The sequence below is a fragment of the Sphingobium xenophagum NBRC 107872 genome, assembly GCF_000367345.1.
In the GTDB taxonomy this organism is placed as follows: Bacteria; Pseudomonadota; Alphaproteobacteria; order Sphingomonadales; family Sphingomonadaceae; genus Sphingobium; species Sphingobium xenophagum.
This window is the reverse complement of record NZ_BARE01000007.1, coordinates 107,744-127,162: the sequence shown is the minus strand read 5'-3', so window position 1 is coordinate 127,162 and position 19,419 is coordinate 107,744. Positions and strand designations below refer to the sequence as shown.

Below are 19,419 nucleotides of genomic sequence, written 5' to 3'. Positions count from 1 at the left end.
CACCCAAGGCGATGAAGAATCTTGACCCCCTCGTCAACCTCTGGCCCAAGATGTTCTTGATGCGGGGTTTATTGCAGGATGAAGCGGTGGCAGCTAACGCCTATATGGCGTGGTGGACGCTCGCGGGCGTGGATGGCGCAGTCGGCGAATCGCCGGTTAACTGGCTGCGTCCCGTCACCGCGCCCGATGCGACGGGCGCGATTCGCGCGGTTCCTGCGTCTGCGCCTCCTGAACAGAAACCCCAAAACCTCGATTCGTTCCGTGATTGGCTGGCAAATGATCCGGCCCAGCCCGAACGACGCTGGCCCGGCGCGCCCATTTTGCCGACGGGGAACGAAGCCGCCCCGCTGATGGTCGTGACCGACTTGCCCGATCCGGCGGACATGGCGGCGGGTCAGTTGCTGGCCGATCGTGCGGGCATGTTGTTCGACGCGATGCTGCGCGCGATCGGGCTGGACCGTTCCGCCATCCATCTTGCCTCGCTCTTCACCGCCCGCCCGCCCGGCGGCATGGTGGAGGCGGCCGATCTTGCCGCCGTGGCCGACCGGATGCGTGCCCATGTTGCCCTCGCCCGGCCCCGCCGCCTGTTGCTGCTGGGCGATCGGACGATCCGTGCGCTGCTTCCGACGGATGCCGCCGCAGACCCGGATGGTTTACGCGACTTTAACCATGAAGGCGGCATTGTGCCTGCCATCGCCACATTTCATCCCCGCCTGCTGCTGACCCAGCCTGCGGCGAAAGCGCAATGTTGGCGCGCCCTGCAAAGCCTGATCGAGGAAGTTCACCCGTGATTCGTGCCGCGACCCAAATATCCAGCCTTGCCCTGATCGCGCTGGGCCTGGCTGCAACGCTGCCCGCCCGCGCCGAAACTGCCCCGATCTCGCCCGCGATCGCCGTCACGCCCGCCTCCCCGCTCCAGATTGGCGATGGCGCCAAAGCCAGCTACCGCGCCATCTTTACAGCGTTGCAGGCGCAGCAGTGGGGCGAAGCCCGGACGCTGATCAACGCGCTCGATGCGCAGGACGCCGTCCGCCCGCTCGCCCTGTCCGAACTCTATCTGGCGAAGGGATCGCCACGGGTCGAACTGTTCGACCTGCTCGACCTCATCAACAAGGCGGCCTGGCTGCCCAAGGCCGAACAGCTTTCCCGCCTCGCCGAAAAGCGCGGCGCAACCATCCTGCCCACCCTGCCACAGGTGCAGAAAATGGTGTGGCTGGGTTCCGCGCCCCGCCGCGAATATGTGGTGTCGACCAAGACGGATGCGCTGGCGGTTGCGCTTTCCGGCCAGATACAGTCCTTCATCAAGGTCGACGATCCGGCCGGGGCCGAAGCGCTGCTGACCACCGGCGAAGCGGGTCTGACGCCGGAAGGGCTGACGGAAGTGCGCCAGCGCGTCGCCTGGGCCTATTATATAGAAAATGACGATGCCAATGCCCGGCGCATGGCCGCCCGCGCGCTCGAAACCCGCACTGGGGGCGACTGGACGGTGCAGGCGCACTGGACCGCCGGCCTTGCCGCATGGCGTCAGAATGATTGCCGCGCCGCTGCCCCGGCCTTTGCCAATGTCGCGGCCTTCGCAACCAATGACGATATGCGCGCGGCCGGTGCCTATTGGGCGTCGCGCGCCTATATGGTCTGCGGCGAAGCGGAAAAGGTCGCGAACTATCTGAAACTCGCCGCCCGGTCGGATGAAACCTTCTACGGCCTGCTGGCGCGCGAATCATTGGGGATGCCGCTGGGTGCCCCGCCAGTCGCAACCCGCTTCGGTCAGGCCGAATGGCTGGCGCTGAAGGACAGCCCCAACGCCCGCGCGGCCATTGCGCTCGCCGCGATCGGCGACAGCGCCCGCGCCGACGAATTGCTGCGTTTTCAGGCGAAGATTGGCGGCACTGGCCAATATGATGCGCTGCTCCGCCTCGCCAACGCGCTCAATCTGCCCGCGACCCAATTGTGGCTCGCCCATAATGGCCCGGCGGGCAAGCAACCGGCCAGCTTTGCCCGTTTTCCCGCGCCCGACTGGCGCCCCGATGGCGGCTGGCGCGTCGATCCCTCGCTGATCTACGCGCACACATTGCAGGAATCGGGCTTCCGGTCCGACGTCGTCAGCAGCGCTGGCGCGCGCGGTCTCATGCAGGTACGCCCCGGCACGGGCAGCGACATGGGCCTTTCTTCCGCCGCGCAACTGTTCGTCCCGTCGACCAACATGGAATTTGGCCAGCGCTATCTGGAAGCATTGCGCGACATGAGCGCCACGGGCGGACTGCTGCCTAAGGTCATGGCCGCCTATAATGCCGGGCCGCTGCCGGTGGAGCGCTGGAACTCGCAGGTCAATGACAAGGGCGATCCATTGCTGTTCATGGAATCGCTGCCCTATTATGAAACCCGCGCCTATGTGAACATCGTCATGCGCAACTATTGGATGTACCAGATTCAGGCCAAGGGTACCGCCGATTGCCTGACCGGGATGGCGCAGGGCATGTGGCCGACCTTCCCCAACGCCAAGGGCGTGAAACTTGTTCGCCTGAGCCATGCCGATGGCCGCGCCCGTCCGGCTGCGTCGATGGGTGGCGGGTCCGACTGATGCCGATTGACGAAAGCCGGGACTTCATCCCCGTCCGCATTGCCGTGTTGACCATATCCGACACCCGCAGCGCGGCGGACGACCGCTCCGGCGACACGCTGGTCGAACGATTGGAAGGCGCGGGGCATGTCTTGGCCGCCCGCTATATCGAGCGGGACGACAAGTCCGCCATCGTCGCCAGACTTCACGCCTGGATCGATGATCCCGACATAGACGTCATCCTGACCACCGGCGGCACCGGCGTCACCGGGCGCGATGTTACCCCTGAAGCGCTGGCCCAGGTGCAGGACAAGGAAATTCCGGGCTTTGGCGAACTGTTCCGCTGGCTCAGCTACCAGACGATCGGCACCTCCACGATCCAGTCCCGCGCCACCGCCTGCGTCGCGCGCGGCACCTATATTTTCGCGCTCCCCGGTTCGACCGGCGCGGTGCGCGACGCATGGGACGGCATATTGGTAACCCAACTCGACAGCCGCTTTCGTCCCTGCAACTTTGTCGAACTGATGCCCCGCCTGACCGAGCGCTGACCCGGACTTGCCATATGGTATATGGGCTGGCTTTACGAACTTCCGATTGACATTTTGTTCCTTTTATGTTCTCGTTCGGTCATGGGAATGGAGAAAGGAAGAGGCGCAACATTCAACACGCAAAGTGAGCGTTTTTCCCTGCCCCAGCGCGAAGCCGACGGCGACTGGCTCGATGCGGTGGAGGATATAGACGGGCCCGTCACTCGAACCCGAACGCAGGTCACGGTCGAACATCCCCGCACGATCGTCACCCGCAACAATTCGCCCGATATTGGCTTCGGCCAGTCGATCAACGCCTATCGCGGCTGCGAACATGGCTGCATCTATTGTTTCGCGCGCCCGACCCACGCCTATCATGACCTGTCGCCCGGGCTGGATTTTGAAACCCGGCTATTCGCCAAGCCGGACGCCGCAGCCTTGCTCCGCGCCGAACTGTCGAAGAAAAATTACACCGTCATGCCCATCGCTTTGGGCACCAATACCGATCCCTATCAGCCGATCGAAAAGGACTGGCGGATCACCCGATCGATCCTGGAATTGCTGGCGGAATGCCGCCACCCCATATTCATCACGACCAAATCCGACCGCATCCTGCGCGACATCGATCTGCTCGCCGCCATGGCGCGCGACAGGCTGGTGTCGGTCGCCATTTCGGTGACGACGCTCGACCCGGCGGTCGCCCGGACGCTCGAACCGCGCGCGCCTCATCCGCTGCGCCGTGTGGACGCGATCCGGCAACTGGCAGACGCTGGCGTGCCGGTGTACGCCAGCCTATCGCCGATCATCCCGGCTATCACCGACCATGAGATCGAGACGATCGTCGCCCGCGTCGCCGCAGCGGGCGCGCGCGAAGTCACCTATATTCCCGTTCGCCTGCCCCATGAAGTCGCGCCTTTGTTCCGCGCCTGGCTCGACGCCCATTATCCCGATCGCGCGGCGCGGGTCATGACGATCATTCGCGAATTGCGGGGCGGGCGGGACAATGACCCCAATTTTGGCAGCCGGATGCGGGGGCAAGGGGTATGGGCGGACCTCATCCGCACCCGCTTCGTCAAGGCCCGCAAGCGCGCCGGGCTGGGGGCCGAACGTCTGACCCTGCGCACCGACCTGTTCCGCCCGCCCGAAGGCGCGCAAATGCGGCTGCTGTGATGCTCAGCCGACCAGCCGCATTCCGGCCCGCCGGTTGCGGGTCCGGTAGCCGTCCTGGGTCGGCTCCATCCGCTCGAAGCGGTGGATCGTCAGATTGGGGATCACCGACATGGCGTCGACCTGATCCGCACCCAGCAGAAAATCATCGCCCAGAAACAGGCGCACAGCCTGCCCGTTCCCGGCCGATGTTCGCAGGAACAATTCGCTCCGCCCACCCCGGCTCTGCGCCATCAGCGCCGCCAGAGCCTCGACCGCAACCGGATCGGTCGTATCCACCACCAGTTCCATGCGCGACGCGCTGGCGATCAGCTTGAATGGCTCGATCTTGCGCACCGTTACACGCGGCGTTTCCTCACCCGGCAAACGATCCAGCTCGACATATAGTAGCGCGCAATCGCCATCGCGCGCCAGTTCCTCGATCGCCTTGCAGGCGTCTTCCTCGAAACAGCTGGCCTGAAACTGGCCACTACTGTCAGAGAAGGTCGCATTGGCATAACGCGCCCCCCGCTTGGTCTCGCGCCAGCGTACATCCTCGACCATTGCCGCCATGACGCCAGTAGCGCGCGCTTCCCCCGCCAATGGCTCGGCGCAGATCGCGCCATAGCTTTTGGCCCCGCGGGCATCGGCCAGATGGCGGAAACGATCGACAGGGTGGGCGGAAAAATAAAAGCCGAACGCCTCCTTCTCCTGCGCCATGCGATCAGCCACCGACCAGGCCTGATGCGGCGGGATGCGGACATCGGCATGGGGCGTTTCGACATCGCCGAACAGCCCGCCCTGCCCGCTTTCACGCGCCTGCGCCGCGCTTGACGCAACGCTCAATATCGTTTCCGCCGCCGCATGGACGCCAGCCCGGTCGGCATGGATCGCGTCAAACGCCCCCGCCGCCGCCAGGCTTTCCAACTGCCGCCGGTTGAGCAATCGCGGTTCGATCCGATCGGCAATATCGTCCAGGCTCTTGAACGGACCGCCAGCGTCGCGTTCCGCAACCAGCTGGTCCATCGCCTTCTCGCCCACACCCTTCAGACCACCCAGAGCATAGCGCACGGCATAGCCCAGCCGCGGATCATCGCCCTCATACGCGATCGGCTCGACCGAAAAGTCCGCCTGACTGCGGTTGATGTCAGGCGGCAGACAGGTCAGCCCCATGCGCCGCATATCGTCCACGAATATGGTCAGCTTGTCGGTCAGATGAATATCGAACGCCATCGACCCGGCATAAAATTCCGCCGGATAATGCGCCTTCAGCCACGCCGTCTGATAGGCAAGCAAGGCATAGGCGGCAGCGTGCGACTTGTTGAAGCCATAGCCTGCGAATTTGTCGATCAAGTCGAACAGTTCATTCGCCTTGGCCGGCTTGATGTCGCTGGCGGCGCAGCCCTCGACGAAGCGCGAACGCTGCGCGTCCATCTCCGCCTTCACCTTCTTGCCCATCGCGCGGCGCAGCAAGTCTGCGTCGCCCAGACTGTAACCGGCCAATATCTGCGCGGCCTGCATCACCTGTTCCTGATAGACGAAGATGCCATAGGTCTCTTCGAGGATCGGTTTAAGCAGGATATGGGGATATTCAATCTCCTCCTGCCCGTTCTTGCGGCGGCCGAACATGGGGATATTGTCCATCGGACCGGGCCGATAGAGCGACACGAGCGCGATGATGTCGCCGAAATTGGTCGGGCGCACGGCGGCCAGCGTCTTGCGCATTCCTTCCGATTCCAGCTGGAACACGCCGACCGTGTCGCCCCGCTGGAGCAGATCATAAACGGCGCTGTCATCCCAGCTGAGCGTATCAAGCTCCACCGTAACGCCGCGCGCCGCCAGCAACTGCACCGCCTTTTGCAGCACCGACAGGGTCTTGAGGCCCAGAAAGTCGAACTTCACAAGACCGGCCCCCTCGACATATTTCATGTCGAACTGGGTGACTGGCATGTCGGATCGTGGATCGCGGTAGAGCGGCACCAACTGCTGCAACGGCCGGTCGCCGATCACCACGCCCGCGGCATGGGTGGAGCTATGGCGCGGAAAGCCCTCCAGCTTCATCGCATAGTCGATCAGCCGTTTGACCTGGCCATCATTGTCATATTCCGCGCGAAATTCCGCCACGCCGTTGAGCGAACGTTCCAGCGTCCAGGGGTCTGTCGGATGATTGGGCACCAGCTTGGCAAGCCGGTCGACCTGACCATAGCTCATCTGAAGCACGCGCCCGGTATCCTTGAGGACCGCGCGGGCCTTGAGCTTTCCGAAGGTGATGATCTGCGCGACATGATCGACGCCATATTTCTGCTGGACGTAGCGGATGACTTCACCGCGCCGCGTTTCGCAGAAATCGATGTCGAAGTCGGGCATCGACACACGTTCTGGGTTCAGGAAGCGTTCGAACAGCAGGCCAAGTTGCAGCGGATCGAGATCGGTGATCAGCAGCGCCCAGGCAACGACCGACCCTGCACCCGAACCACGCCCCGGCCCGACCGGAATGTCATGATCCTTGGCCCATTTGATAAAGTCGGCAACGATCAGGAAATAGCCGGGGAAGCCCATCTGGATGATGATGTCGGTTTCGAACTTCAGCCGGTCGAGATAGGGCTGGCGTGCGGCATCGTCGACGATGCCGAGCTTCGCAAGCCGGGCGTCAAGGCCAGCGCTGGCCAGATCGCGCAGCATCCGCGCCTCGCCCTCGATATCACCGGCAAGGCTGGGCAGGATCGGCTTGCGCTTGGGCGCGGCGACGGCGCAGCGCTGGGCGATAACCAGCGTATTGGCCAACGCTTCAGGCAGATCGTCGAACAGGCGGCGCATTTCAGCGGCCGGTTTCATCCAGGCGTCGGGCGAACTGGTCCGCCGGTCGGGCATGTCGACATAGGCACTGTCGGCGATGCAGAGCATGACGTCGTGCGCGGCATGGAAATGCGGTTCGGTAAAGCAGGTCGGGTTGGTTGCTACCAGCGGCAGGTTGCGGGCATAGGCCAGATCCAGCAGGTCAGGCTCCGCCTTTCCCTCTATGGGATCGAGCCGACGACAGATTTCGATATAGAGACGGTCGGGAAAGAGTGTTTCCAGCCGCTCTGCATAGGCCAGCGCGGCTTCGGGCTGATCCTCCGCAAAGAGGCGGGCCAGCGCGCCTTCGCCGCCCGCGGTCAGCGCGATCAGGCCGTCGGTCCGCCCCTCCAGCACGTCCAGGTCGACATGCGGCACTTCCTCCAGCGGCCGGTCGAGATGCGCCATGGAGACCAGCGCGCACAGATTGTCATAGCCGGCCTCATCCTGCGCATAGAGCGCCAGCCAGTCATGGACCGGCGGGGCATTGGCGGGGCGACCCGGTCGCAACACGCCCAGCATCGCGCCGATCAGCGGCTGGACGCCCTCGCTCTTGCATGCGTCGGAAAAGGCCATCGAGCCATAAAGGCCGTTGCGATCCGTGATGGCGGCGGCGGGGAAGCCGAGCGCCCGCGCCTGCTTGGCGATCTTCTTGGGATCGATCGCCCCTTCCAGCATGGTGTAGGAGGAGAATATGCGAAGCGGAACGAAAGCGGCGTGGGGCATAGGGCACTCTATCCAGAAGGCCAGCTTGGTGACCAGCCCTGCGGAAGAAAAGTCTGTGGGTAAGATTGGGCTGCCTTACTGCAAGACCCCCTCGTGCAGCCGGACAACGCGATCCATCCGGGCGGCAAGCCGTTCATTATGGGTCGCGACCAAGGCTGCCGATCCCTCCTCACGCACCAGCCGCAGAAATTCAGCCAGAACGATGTCGGCGGTCCGCTCATCCAGATTGCCGGTCGGTTCGTCCGCCAGCACCAGCGCAGGCCGGTTGGCGAGCGCTCGGGCGACGGCGACACGCTGTTGCTCGCCGCCCGATAATTGGCTGGGTCGGTGGTCCAGCCGATGACCTAGGCCCAGGGACGTCAGCAAGGATTCCGCGCGGGTGCGTGCGGCCTCCATCTCGGTATCGCGGATGACCTGGGGCAGGATGACATTTTCGGTCGCGTTGAAATCGGGCAACAGATGGTGGAACTGATAGACGAAGCCCAATGCGTCGCGGCGCAACCGGGTGCGGCCGTCATTATCGAGCTTCGCTGCTTCTTCGCCATCAATGCGGATCGACCCGTCAAAGCCGCCCTCCAGCAGGCCAACCGCCTGGAGCAGGGTGGATTTGCCGGAGCCCGATGGCCCCAGCAGCGCGACAATCTCGCCCGGCCCCACGGTCAGGTCGACACCGCGCAGGACATGGATCGTCTCGCCACCCTGGGTAAAGCTGCGGGTTAGCCCTACGACTTTCAAAATGTCATTCATAGCGGAGAACCTGCACAGGATCGGTATTGGCGGCCTTAAAGGCCGGATAGAGCGTCGCAAGGAAGCTGAACAGCAAGGCCATGATGCAGATCGTGGCGATCTCTACGGGATCGGCTTGCGAGGGCAATTCGGTCAGGAAGCGGATCGAGGGATCCCAGAGATTTTGTCCTGTCACGAACTGGATCGCGTTGACGACATTCTGGCGGAAGAAAAGGAAGGTAAAGCCAAGGATCAGCCCCGCCACCATGCCCAGCGTGCCGATGGTGACGCCCACCGTCATGAATATGCGCACCAACCCGGCCCGGCTCGCCCCCATCGTGCGCAAAATCGCGATGTCGCGCGTCTTGGCGCGCACCAGCATGATCAGCGAGGACAAGATATTGAATACCGCGACCAGCACGATGATCGATAGCACGACGAACATCGCGACCCGCTCGACGGCCAGCGCCTCGAACAGCGATGCGTTCATCTGCCGCCAGTCGGTGATGACGGCGCGGCCTGCAACCTTGCCTGCCAGCGGTTCCAATATCTGGCCGACCTTGTCGGGATTGACCGTTTCAACCTCGATCATGCCAACGACATCGCCCAGCAGGAGCAAGGTCTGCGCATCCTCCATCGGCATGACGATGAAGGCCTTGTCATAATCATAGATGCCGACCTCGAAAATGGCGGCGACCTGATAGGCGACCTGCCGCGGCACCGTGCCGAACGGGGTGGAGCGGCCCGCCGGGTTGATCACGGTCAGACTGTCGCCCAGCTGAATACCCATATTTTCGGCCAGGCGCGATCCGATGCCGATCTTGCCGCTATTGGGCGTCAGACTGTCCAGACTGCCAGCGATCACCTTGCCCTTCAGCGTCTTGTTGGCGCGGATGTCGGCCACGGTCATGCCCCGTACCAACACGGCTTCCGCCCGTCCGTTGAAGGTAGCCAGCAAGGGCTGTTCGATCATCGGCGTCGCGCTGGTGACGCCCGGTGTCGCCTTGGCTTCCGCCAGAACGGCACGCCAGTCAGGCAGACGGCCGCCATAGCCTTGCACCACGGCATGGCCGTTGAGGCCGACAATCTTGTCGAACAGTTCGGCGCGAAAGCCGTTCATGACGCTCATGACGATGATGAGCGCAGCGACACCAAGCATGACGGCGACCAGGCTGATCCCGGCGACGAGGAAGATGAAGCCCTCCCCCTTCCCCGGCAACAGGTAGCGTTTGGCGATCATGCGTTCGTAACGGGATAGAATCATGTGGCGCGGTCGGCCTTTGCGAAGGAACAGGCTGATCGTCTAGGCATAGCATGGCACAACGGCAAGCATTGCCAGATTGTTGCATCACAGCCACAGGCATAGGCGCAAAATCACACGCAGCCGATTTTGCCCGTGACTCCGCCCCTCAGCAGTCATAGCAAGATAGTCGAAGCACAGGTAAAAGGCCGTGGTTCAGGGATACTGCATCCCGCTTTGAGCTTAGGGGGCTGAGAAGCGGTCGAGGCAGACCAAGGGGGAGACGAGCAATCGTCCATTAAGCGCCCGGATCGTGAACCGCGATCCGGGCGCTTTTTCGTCTGCGCCAATTGTTGTTCCCTGACGATAGGACAAACTGTCCAACCCCGCACGCGCTGGCGCTCGAAATGCTGGCTGCAACATCCCCTTGAAAGCCGAAAAGCCCGAACCATATCAAGCGCGTCTGGCCGCCGCATGGGGCCAGACATGGTATTGCCGAACGCCGGTTTCGGGTTCGGCAGGTTCATTTTGCTCTTTGGGAGATTATGACGATGCGTAACTTTGACCTGACCCCCTATCGCCGCTCGACCGTTGGGTTCGACCGCTTGTTCGACCTGATCGAAAATAATGCGCGTTTAAGCCAGGGCGACAATTATCCGCCCTTCAACATCGAACGGCTGTCGGAAGATCGCTATCGCGTGACGCTGGCCGTTGCAGGCTTCCGTCCTGAAGAGATCGACATCACCGCGCAGCAGAATCTGCTTCAGGTGGTCGGTCGCAAGGATGAAGGCTCACCAGCCGACCGGTCCAAATTCCTGCATGTCGGCATCGCCAATCGCAGCTTCGAGCGGCGGTTCGAACTGGCCGATTTCGTGCGCGTGGAAAAGGCGGACCTGGCCGATGGCCTGCTGGTGATCGACCTGTTGCGCGAAGTACCCGAAGCGATGAAGCCCAAGAAGATTGCCATCAATGGCGGTCAGCTTGTGGAAATCACCGCGAAGGATCGCGACGCGGCCTGATAGGCACGTCGGGGCGCAGCCTGATCGAGGCTGCGCCCTTTTTATATCTCGACCTGACTGCCCAGTTCGACCACCCGATTGGTCGGAAGACGGAAGAATTCCATCGCGCTTTCCGCGTTGCGCAGCATCCAGGCGAAGATTTTTTCCCGCCACAGCGGCATGCCGGGCTTGGATGACGGCAGCAGCGTCTGTCGCGCCAGGAAGAAGCTGGTGTCCATCATCTTGAACGCCTGACCGCAGCCCGCGACATTCTTGAGCGCGGCGGGAACGTCGGGTTCCTGCATGAAGCCATATTGCAGCACCATGCGGAAGAAACCCCGGCCCAGATCCTCCAGCTTGCAGCGGCCGTCATCCTCCACGACCGGTACGTCACGGATCTTCACCGTCAGCAGGATCACGCGTTCGTGCAGCACCTTGTTATGCTTCAGGTTATGCAGCAGCGCATGGGGCACGCCGTCGGGTGTCGACGTCATGAATACCGCCGTGCCGGGAACACGGACCGCGCTGTTGGCGGCAGAGGCGACGAATACCGGGATCGGCATGGCCGCTTCGCGCAGGCGATCCTGCACCAGACGCCGACCGCGCGACCAGGTGGTCAGCAACGTGAAGATGATGAAGCCGATCAGCAGCGGGAACCAGCCGCCGTCCGGCACCTTGGTCAGGTTGGCGGCAAGATAGGCGCCATCGACGATGTAGAACACCGCCAGCACCGGCGCGGCATAATACCATTTCCATTGCCACAGGCGATAGAGCACCACTGTCAGCAGCACATTGTCGATGAACATCGCGCCTGTGACCGCGATGCCATAGGCCGCAGTCAGGTTGGACGATGTCTTGAAGGTCAGGACCAGCAGGATGACCATGACCATCAAACCCCAATTGACGAGCGGGATGTAGATCTGGCCTGCGGTTGCGGCGCTGGTGTGGGCGATGCGCAGGCGGGGCATGAAGCCCAGCTGGATCGCCTGCTGCGTGACGGAGAACGCGCCCGAAATCACAGCCTGCGACGCGATGATCGCCGCCATGGTTGCCAGCACGATCAGCGGCAACTGTCCCCATTGCGGCGCGAGATTGTAGAAGGGGCTGTGCAGTGCGGCGGCGCCTTCGCGGAACAGCAGCGCGCCCTGACCCATATAGTTGAGCATCAGGGCGGGCAGGACGAAAGCGAGCCAGGACACGCGGATCGGGTTGCGACCGAAATGGCCCATATCGGCATAGAGCGCTTCGGCCCCGGTCACCGCGAGAACGACCGATCCCAGTGCGAGGAAAGCGGGTAAAGGATCGGTAACGAAAAACATCACCGCCCAATAGGGATTGAAGGCGAACAGGATGCCGGGCGTCTTGATGATCGAAAGGATGCCAAGGCTTCCGATCGACACGAAATAGAGCAGCATGATCGGGCCGAACAGCGCAGCGACCTTGTTGGTGCCAAGCCCCTGTATCCAGAACAGACCAAGCAGGATCAGGATGACGACCGGCAGGACGGCGGGCGCCAGCGCGGGGTTGTAAACCGCAAGCCCTTCCACCGCCGAAAGCACCGACACGGCCGGCGTGATCATCGAGTCGCCATAGAAGAGCGCTGTCGCAAATACGCCCAGCAGCACGATGCCGCGCGACCAGCGCTGCGTCTTGGTCTGGCCGTTGATCAGCGCCAGCAGGGCCAGGCTGCCGCCTTCGCCCTTATTGTCCGCGCGCATGATGATGCTGACATATTTCAGCGTCACCACCAGCATCATCGACCAGAACATCAGGCTGATGACGCCCAATATATGGTCGGGGTCGAGATCGAGATGGTGATGCCCGGCAAAGGTTTCGCGGAAAGCGTAGAGCGGGCTGGTGCCGATGTCGCCGAACACGATGCCGATCGCGCCGACGACGAGTTTGACCGTCGCCTTTTGCCGGGAATGGCCATGGCCGCCGTCATGATCGTCCGCAGGGGACGATGGCGCGGTATTGGGAAGAAGATCAGCCACGAAGGAAAAGCCGAATTGTCATGCTCTGTTCGACACCTGTCCAAGGGCAATCAGGGAAATGCCGCCACCCCACAAACCGCCGCGCCCTATCACGGCTCCCAAGGCCGCGCAATGCGGCCCGAGGGGTGATCATGGGCTGACCGGCCCATTACCGGACAGCAGCGAGTCGATACGCGCGATATTGGCGTCCAGTTCCGTCCTGATCGCACTGCCCGGCGGCGTGGCTGCGGCGAGTGGCGCCCAAAGGTCGCGCGCCGCCTGCAACTGGCCATTGCGGGCAAGCGCAAGGCCGTAGAAATAGCGGGGCGCCAGCCCGTCCGGGTCGAGCGCAAGGGCGCGCCGATATGCGAAGTCCGCGCCCGGTGATACGACACCATCGGCGTGGGCGACCAGTGCGTTGCCTAAACCAAGCCAGAGATTGGCATCATTGGGCGTCTGGCGCAGCCCTGCGAGCAGGATATTGGCCGATTCCTTCGTCTTGCCCTGACGCCCCAGGCCATCGGACATGACCAGCCATTGCCCGGCGGGGCCATAACGTTCCGCCAGCCCGCGCCTTTGCTCAGCCAGCTTTTCGTCAAAGGGCGCGTCAATCTGTTTGACCGTTCGCGGCGCGCCGGCAAGGCCGGGATTACCCTGCCAGGCATAGCCCGCCAGACCAAGCAACAGCGCGGCGGCCGTGATTTCGCGCGCCGATCGTGGGATGCGACCTACCAGCAGCATGGCGATGAAGGCCAGGGCGGCCAGCCCGAAGGCCAGGAACCATCCGGTCATGCCCGTCCCTTTCGCTTGATTCGGCCACGCAGAAGGAGGAGGCCCAGCCCCAGCAACACCAGCGGCGCAGCCCAGAGCGGCCAGAGGATCGGCGCGGCTGTGGGTTCATAGCTCACCCAGTCGCCATAGCGGGTGATCAGCCAGGCGCGGATCGCTTCGGGCTGTTCGCCCGCCATAATGCGTTCGCGGATCTGGGACCGCATGTCGCCCGCCATGCTGGCATTGCTGTCGGCGATCGACTGGCTCTGGCAGGTCAGGCAACGGATGGTCTCCATCAGCGCCTTGGCCTTGCGCTCCAGCGCCGGGTCGGCAATCTGCTGATTGGCGTAGGGCGCGGGCGGGAGCGCGGTCTGCGCGGACAGCGGCGCGGCGATCAGCGCGAAGAGCAGGACCAGATACTTCATTGCGCGCTCCTCAACCGGTCGAGGATCATCGGTACATCGTCGGCGCGAATCTCGCCGATATGCTGATAGGCGATGCGGCCCTTGCCATCGATGACGAAGGTTTCGGGAACACCCGACGAACCCAGCGCGATCTGGACTTCGCTGCGCGCGTCCAGGCCGATGCGGGCATAGGGATTGCCGTTGCGCTGGAGGAAAGCGTCGACATCGGCGCGGGCGTCGCGGATGGCGATGGCGTCGATCGGCACGCCTGCTGCCCGCAACGCTTCGAGTTGGGGCGCTTCGGCGGCGCAGGGGACACACCAGCTGGCGAAAATGTTGAGCAGGCGCGGCTGTCCGGCGGCAAGCTGGCTGCTCGCGAGCGGCGGGCGATCGCTGGCGGCAGCTGGCAGGTTGAAGGCCGGAAGCGGCTGACCCACGAGGCGGGAGTGGATGATGCGATCGTCAGGCTGGAACAGGCCGCTGGCGAACAGGGCGATGAAGCCCAGGAACAGGACCAGCGGGAGCCAGATGAGCCATTTCCTCATGCCGCCGCCCTCGCCCGCCATTTCATCAGCCAGCCGCGACGCTCCCGACCGAGCAGCGCCAGCGCGCCGCCCAGCGCTATCATGATGCCGCCAAGCCAGATCAGCGTGACAAAGGGCTTCCACCAGATGCGAAGCTGCCACCGGCCGCCTTCCACCTCTTCGCCCAGCACGACGTAAAGCTGGCCGTCCCAACGGGTCAGCAGCGCGGCTTCGCTGGTGGTGGTTGGCGGAGAGGCGAAGAAACGGGACTGGGGATGAATAGTGACCGGCGCGCCGTTCCGGCTGACGTCCATATCGGCTTGCAGTGCGGTCCAGTTGTCGCCGGCAAGGGGCTGGATCTGAAGCAGGCGAATCTGCCAGCCAGCCGTTTCGATCATGTCACCGGGACGGGCGGCGACCAGCTTTTCAACGGTGAAGGCGGAATCGCTGGCCATGCCGCCCAGGCTGACGGCGCAGCCCAGATGGGCGATGACCATGCCATAGGTGAAGAGCGGCGTGCGGCGCAGATTGCGTTTCCACAAGGGCGCGAGGCTCGCGACGCCAACCGATCCGGCGACGACGAGGCCAAGGAAAGGCAGGATGCCGATGCGGCCCCAAGCCAAGACCGACACCAAGCTGAACAATAGCAACGCAATGCAAAGCGGAACCAGCAAACGTTTGCAAACAGCCTTTGCCTGGTCGCGCCGCCAGCGGACCAACGGGCCGACAGCCATGGCGATCATCAGCGCCAGTGCGATGGGGCCGGCGATCCGGTCGAAATAAGGGGCGCCGACTGAGACTTTGTGGCCGAACGCTTCGGTCATCAGCGGATAGAGGGTGCCGATCAGGACCAGCCCCAATATGACGGTCAGCAGCAGATTGTTGACGACCAGCAGGGTTTCGCGGCTGACCAGTTCGAAGGGCGCGCCTTCGCGGACAGCGCCGATGCGCCAGCCGAACAGGGCCAGCGCGCCGCCGATATAAAGGGCGAGCAGGCCGAGGATGAAGCTGCCGCGTTCGGGGTCCACGGCGAAGGCATGGACACTGGTAAGGATGCCAGATCGCACGAGGAAGGTGCCGACCATCGACATGGAGAAGGCGACGACGGCCAGCATCACCGTCCAGGCGCGCAGTGCGTCGCGCGTCGCCAGCACGGTCACGCTGTGGAGCAAGGCCGTCGCAGCGAGCCAGGGCATGAGCGAGGCGTTTTCGACCGGGTCCCAGAACCACCAGCCACCCCAGCCCAGTTCATAATAGGCCCAATAGCTGCCCGCTGTGATGCCCAGCGTCAGCAATATCCACGCGCCCAGCACCCATGGCCGCATGGCGCGGGCAAAGGCGGCGTCGACCTGCCGCGTCAGCAGCGCGCCGATGGCGAAGGAAAAGGCGACGGAGAGGCCGACATAGCCCAGATAGAGCGTGGGCGGATGGAAGGCGAGGCCGGGGTCTTGCAGCAGGGGGTTAAGCCCCTGCCCGTCCGCTGGCGCAGGCGAAATCCGGGCGAAGGGGTTGGACGAGAAAAGCAGGAAGGCGTAAAAGCCAAGGCTGATCGCCGCCTGGCCGCCCAGGGTCGCCATGTGGGTGTCGCGCCGCAACGCGCGCTCGAACAGGGCAACCGCCGCCCCCGCCACGCCCATGACCGTGACCCAGAGCAGCATCGAGCCTTCATGGTTGCCCCATGTCCCGGCAAATTTGTAGAGCCAGGGCTTGGCCGAATGGCTGTTGGTGGCGACAAGCAGCACCGACATATCCGAGCGCATGAACAGGGTGATCAGCAGCGCAAAGGCGATCGCGGTCAGGACACCCTGCGCCACGGCGGCAGGACGGACGGCTGCGAGCAGGTCGGGCTTGTCGCCCTTGAGGCCAACGAGGGCCAGGACAAGCTGGAGCAGGGCAAGAGACGCGGCGAGCCAGAGCGCGGCGAGACCGGTTTCGGCGATCATGCGGCCTGCCCCTTGATCATGGGCGTTCCGTCATGATCCGCGGTGTGACGCATTCTCACTTTTCCACCTGCAATTCATGGGTGGTTTCATTGTAGCTCATGCCTTCCAGTTCGCGGGGCATATAGCGTTCGTCATGCTTGGCGAGCAGGTTGGTGGCGATGAAAGTGCCCTTTCCATCGAACGATCCTTCGGCGACGACGCCGCTGCCTTCCTTGAACAGGTCGGGCGCGATGCCGCTGAATGTCGCGGGGACGGTGGCTTTGCCGTCCGTGACGTCGAAAGACATGGTGACGCCATCGGGCGCGCGTTTCAGGCTGCCTTTCACGACCATGCCGCCCAGGCGAATCGCCTTGCCCGGTTCGACGCCCTTGGCCTTCACATCGCCTGGTGCGTAGAAATAGGCGGCTTCATCCTTGAGCGCGGAGGCCGCCAGCAGGCCCGCGCCGACCAGCGCGACCAGCGCAACGAGGGCGAGGATGAGGCGTTGATGCTTGGCCTTCATGACCGGCCCGCCATCGTTTCGGCCTGCGCCTCTGCGCGCTGCATCGCGCGCCAGCTCATCAGGCTGACCACCGCTGTTCCCAGCAGGGTCACCGCATAGGCAGCGGCGACGAAGATCCATTGGTGCATGGGGCTATCCTCTCGCAAGGCGCTGCATGCGCGCCTCGACCTTATTCTGTGCCAGTATCGCGCGCATCCGCATCAGCACGATTGCGCCAAACCAGAGGGAAAAGCCCAGCACCGTCAGGCCCAGTGGCCACAGCAAGGCCATGTCGATGCTGGAGCCGCGCAGGGTGATGGACGGTCCCTGATGCAGGCTGTTCCACCAGACGACGGAGCGGTTGATGATCGGGATGTTGATCGCGCCGACCAGTCCGAAGATGGCGGTCACGTTGCTGACACCGCCCTGCCCCGCCCCCTGGCGCGCGCTGGCATTGGCCAAGGCGATATAGCCGAGGTAGAGGAATAGCAGGACCAGCATCGACGTCATGCGCCCATCCCATTCCCACCATGTTCCCCAGGTCGGACGCCCCCATATCGATCCGGTGGCAAGACAGATGGCAGTGAACAGAGCACCCGGCGCGGCGATGGCGCGACCGGCAACGGCGGCAAGTGGATGCCGCCAGACCAGCTGCATCAGCGCCGCCACGGCGATGCCGGTCCAACCGGCCATCCCCAACCAGGCGGCGGGCACATGGATATAGAGGATTCGCACCGTCTGCCCCTGAAGATAGTCGGCAGGGGTCACGAACAGGCCGCAGGCGCAGCCCGCCAGCAGCAGGACGAGGCCGGTCCAGAACAGCCAGCCGGTGAGCGGACGGGCGATCTTTAGGAAGCGGGCAGGATTGGCGAAACGATGCATCAGGGCTGCGTCTTTAGCCGTGCAGGGACGGCATGGCCAGTAGGGCATTTTGCCGATAGCGGGACGGAAAATCCCCGCAAAGGAACGGCCCGGCACGCTTTTTTGTTACAGGAGGGCGACAAAGCGGACGAGAGTGACTATATGCGCGCCAAAGCCCGGCCCTTGGCGTCGGGCAGGAACGGCTATGGACCCGCTCACACCCATGATCACGACCAACCCTTTCGACGACGACAAGTTGCGCGAAGAATGCGGCATTTTCGGCGTTTCTGGCGCTGACACGGCCTCTGCTATCGTCGCGCTCGGCCTCCATGCGCTTCAGCATCGGGGGCAGGAAGCTGCCGGCATCACCAGCTGGGACGGGCATGATTTCCATACCCACAGGGCCATGGGCCATGTCGCGGGCAATTTCGACCGGGACGAGGTGATTCGCGGCCTGCCGGGCGGTTCGGCCTGCGGCCATGTGCGCTATTCGACCACTGGCGAAACTTCGCTGCGCAACGTCCAGCCGCTTTATGCGGAACTGAACTCCGGCGGATTCGCGGTTGCCCATAATGGCAATATCTCGAACGCCATGAAGGTGCGGCGCGAGCTGATTCGGCGCGGATCGATCTTTCAGTCGACGTCCGACACCGAAGTCATCATCCATCTGGTCGCGACGTCCAGCTATCGCACCCTGCTCGACAAGTTCATCGATGCGCTGAAGCAGGTCGAGGGCGCCTATTCGCTGATCGTCATGACGCCCGAAGGCATGATCGCCTGCCGCGATCCGCTGGGCATCCGGCCGCTGGTCATGGGGAAGCTGGGCGACACCATCATGTTCGCGTCCGAAACCGTGGCGTTCGATGTGGTGGGCGCCGAATATATCCGCTCGATCGATCCGGGCGAACTGGTGATCGTCACCAATTCTGGCGAGATACGATCGCACCGCCCCTTTGGCGAAGTGCATCCGCGCCCCTGCATTTTCGAGCATGTCTATTTCAGCCGACCCGATTCGATCGTCGATGGCTCCAGCGTCTATTCGGTCCGCAAGGCAATCGGCGCGCAGCTGGCGATCGAAAACCCGGTCGAGGCGGATTATGTGATCCCCGTGCCGGACAGCGGCGTTCCCGCCGCCATCGGCTATGCGCAGGAGTCGGGCATACCGTTCGAACTGGGCATCATCCGGTCCCACTATATCGGCCGCACCTTCATCCAGCCGGGCGACAAGGTCCGCCATCTGGGCGTGAAGCTGAAGCACAACGCCAACCGGGCGCTGATTGAGGGCAAGAAGATCGTCCTGATCGACGATTCGATCGTGCGCGGGACGACTTCACTCAAGATCGTGCAGATGATGCGCGAGGCAGGCGCGGCCGAGGTGCATATGCGGATCGCCTCTCCGCCGACCAAACATAGCTGCTTCTACGGCGTGGACACGCCCGAACGCACCAAGTTGCTGGCGCATAAGCTCGACGTGGGCGGGATGCAGGATTTCATCCATGCCGACAGCCTGTCCTTCATCTCGATCGATGGCCTGTACAAGGCGCTGGGCGAGGCGAAACGCGCGGACGGCCGGCCGCAATATTGCGATGCATGCTTCACTGGCGACTATCCCACCACCCTGACCGATCAGGATGATGTGGTGGTCACCAACCAGCTGGAATTGCTGGCCGAACGGGTCGCCTGAACGCTCAGCCGGGCGAATCT

The 19,419-nt window shown here is 63.4% G+C and carries 17 protein-coding genes; 6 read left to right on the top strand and 11 right to left on the bottom strand.

Annotation, left to right across the window (positions count from 1 at the left end):
- Positions 1 to 59: 59 nt before the first annotated feature.
- The 4 genes from SX1_RS04360 (at position 60) to SX1_RS04345 (ending at position 4,257) form a co-directional block, all read left to right on the top strand.
- Entirely contained in the window at positions 60 to 791 is a 732-nt protein-coding gene (locus SX1_RS04360; protein WP_026149503.1) for a uracil-DNA glycosylase family protein, read from the top strand.
- A complete protein-coding gene (locus tag SX1_RS04355; protein ID WP_019052078.1) occupies positions 788 to 2,581 on the top strand; it encodes a lytic transglycosylase domain-containing protein in 1,794 nt (597 codons plus the stop codon). Before SX1_RS04360 ends, SX1_RS04355 begins: the two co-directional genes overlap by 4 nt.
- Positions 2,581 to 3,108, top strand: coding sequence for a molybdenum cofactor biosynthesis protein B (moaB, locus tag SX1_RS04350; RefSeq protein ID WP_017184471.1), 528 nt, complete (start codon positions 2,581 to 2,583; stop codon positions 3,106 to 3,108). Before SX1_RS04355 ends, moaB begins: the two co-directional genes overlap by 1 nt.
- Positions 3,109 to 3,195: 87 nt before the next feature.
- The gene (locus SX1_RS04345) at positions 3,196 to 4,257 is read left to right on the top strand and encodes a PA0069 family radical SAM protein (protein WP_019052077.1); all 1,062 of its coding nucleotides are present in this window, start codon (positions 3,196 to 3,198) and stop codon (positions 4,255 to 4,257) included.
- 3 nt (positions 4,258 to 4,260) lie between these two features.
- Here SX1_RS04345 and dnaE read toward each other — a convergent pair whose 3' ends face one another.
- The 3 genes from dnaE to SX1_RS04330 all read right to left on the bottom strand — a co-directional run bounded on the left by dnaE (position 4,261) and on the right by SX1_RS04330 (position 9,784).
- A complete protein-coding gene (dnaE, locus tag SX1_RS04340) occupies positions 4,261 to 7,794 on the bottom strand; it encodes a DNA polymerase III subunit alpha (RefSeq protein WP_026149501.1) in 3,534 nt (1,177 codons plus the stop codon).
- Between the two features lie 75 nt (positions 7,795 to 7,869).
- Positions 7,870 to 8,541, bottom strand: a complete 672-nt coding sequence (locus SX1_RS04335) for an ABC transporter ATP-binding protein (protein WP_017184474.1) — start codon at positions 8,539 to 8,541, stop codon at positions 7,870 to 7,872.
- Positions 8,534 to 9,784, bottom strand: a complete 1,251-nt coding sequence (locus tag SX1_RS04330; protein ID WP_017184475.1) for a lipoprotein-releasing ABC transporter permease subunit — start codon at positions 9,782 to 9,784, stop codon at positions 8,534 to 8,536. The genes SX1_RS04335 and SX1_RS04330 overlap by 8 nt, the downstream gene beginning before the upstream one ends.
- A 521-nt stretch (positions 9,785 to 10,305) precedes the next feature.
- Between SX1_RS04330 and SX1_RS04325 the strand changes: the two genes are divergently transcribed.
- Positions 10,306 to 10,779: an Hsp20 family protein gene (locus SX1_RS04325; protein ID WP_019052074.1), complete on the top strand. Its 474-nt coding sequence runs from the start codon at positions 10,306 to 10,308 to the stop codon at positions 10,777 to 10,779.
- Between the two features lie 41 nt (positions 10,780 to 10,820).
- Here SX1_RS04325 and SX1_RS04320 read toward each other — a convergent pair whose 3' ends face one another.
- The 8 genes from SX1_RS04320 to ccmC all read right to left on the bottom strand — a co-directional run bounded on the left by SX1_RS04320 (position 10,821) and on the right by ccmC (position 17,736).
- Positions 10,821 to 12,752, bottom strand: coding sequence for a potassium transporter Kup (locus tag SX1_RS04320; RefSeq protein ID WP_017184477.1), 1,932 nt, complete (start codon positions 12,750 to 12,752; stop codon positions 10,821 to 10,823).
- A 129-nt stretch (positions 12,753 to 12,881) separates the two neighbouring features.
- Positions 12,882 to 13,523: a tetratricopeptide repeat protein gene (locus tag SX1_RS04315; RefSeq protein ID WP_019052073.1), complete on the bottom strand. Its 642-nt coding sequence runs from the start codon at positions 13,521 to 13,523 to the stop codon at positions 12,882 to 12,884.
- Positions 13,520 to 13,927 carry a cytochrome c-type biogenesis protein gene (locus SX1_RS04310; protein WP_019052072.1) on the bottom strand — a complete coding sequence of 136 codons (408 nt, stop codon included), beginning with the start codon at positions 13,925 to 13,927 and terminating at the stop codon, positions 13,520 to 13,522. Before SX1_RS04310 ends, SX1_RS04315 begins: the two co-directional genes overlap by 4 nt.
- Positions 13,924 to 14,451, bottom strand: a complete 528-nt coding sequence (locus tag SX1_RS04305) for a redoxin family protein (protein WP_107124063.1) — start codon at positions 14,449 to 14,451, stop codon at positions 13,924 to 13,926. The genes SX1_RS04310 and SX1_RS04305 overlap by 4 nt, the downstream gene beginning before the upstream one ends.
- The gene (locus SX1_RS04300; RefSeq protein ID WP_019052070.1) at positions 14,448 to 16,373 is read right to left on the bottom strand and encodes a heme lyase CcmF/NrfE family subunit; all 1,926 of its coding nucleotides are present in this window, start codon (positions 16,371 to 16,373) and stop codon (positions 14,448 to 14,450) included. The genes SX1_RS04305 and SX1_RS04300 overlap by 4 nt, the downstream gene beginning before the upstream one ends.
- Positions 16,374 to 16,428: 55 nt before the next feature.
- Positions 16,429 to 16,875 (bottom strand): cytochrome c maturation protein CcmE, encoded by a 447-nt coding sequence (gene ccmE / locus SX1_RS04295; RefSeq protein ID WP_019052069.1) that lies wholly within the window; start codon positions 16,873 to 16,875, stop codon positions 16,429 to 16,431.
- Complete coding sequence (locus tag SX1_RS24750; protein ID WP_019052068.1) at positions 16,872 to 17,003, bottom strand: hypothetical protein; 132 nt, start codon at positions 17,001 to 17,003, stop codon at positions 16,872 to 16,874. The genes ccmE and SX1_RS24750 overlap by 4 nt, the downstream gene beginning before the upstream one ends.
- A 4-nt stretch (positions 17,004 to 17,007) precedes the next feature.
- Complete coding sequence (gene ccmC, locus SX1_RS04285) at positions 17,008 to 17,736, bottom strand: heme ABC transporter permease CcmC (protein WP_019052067.1); 729 nt, start codon at positions 17,734 to 17,736, stop codon at positions 17,008 to 17,010.
- A gap of 184 nt (positions 17,737 to 17,920) precedes the next feature.
- On the opposite strand from ccmC, the gene purF reads away from it, so the two are divergent.
- Complete coding sequence (gene purF / locus SX1_RS04280) at positions 17,921 to 19,399, top strand: amidophosphoribosyltransferase (RefSeq protein WP_019052066.1); 1,479 nt, start codon at positions 17,921 to 17,923, stop codon at positions 19,397 to 19,399.
- Positions 19,400 to 19,419: the final 20 nt, after the last annotated feature.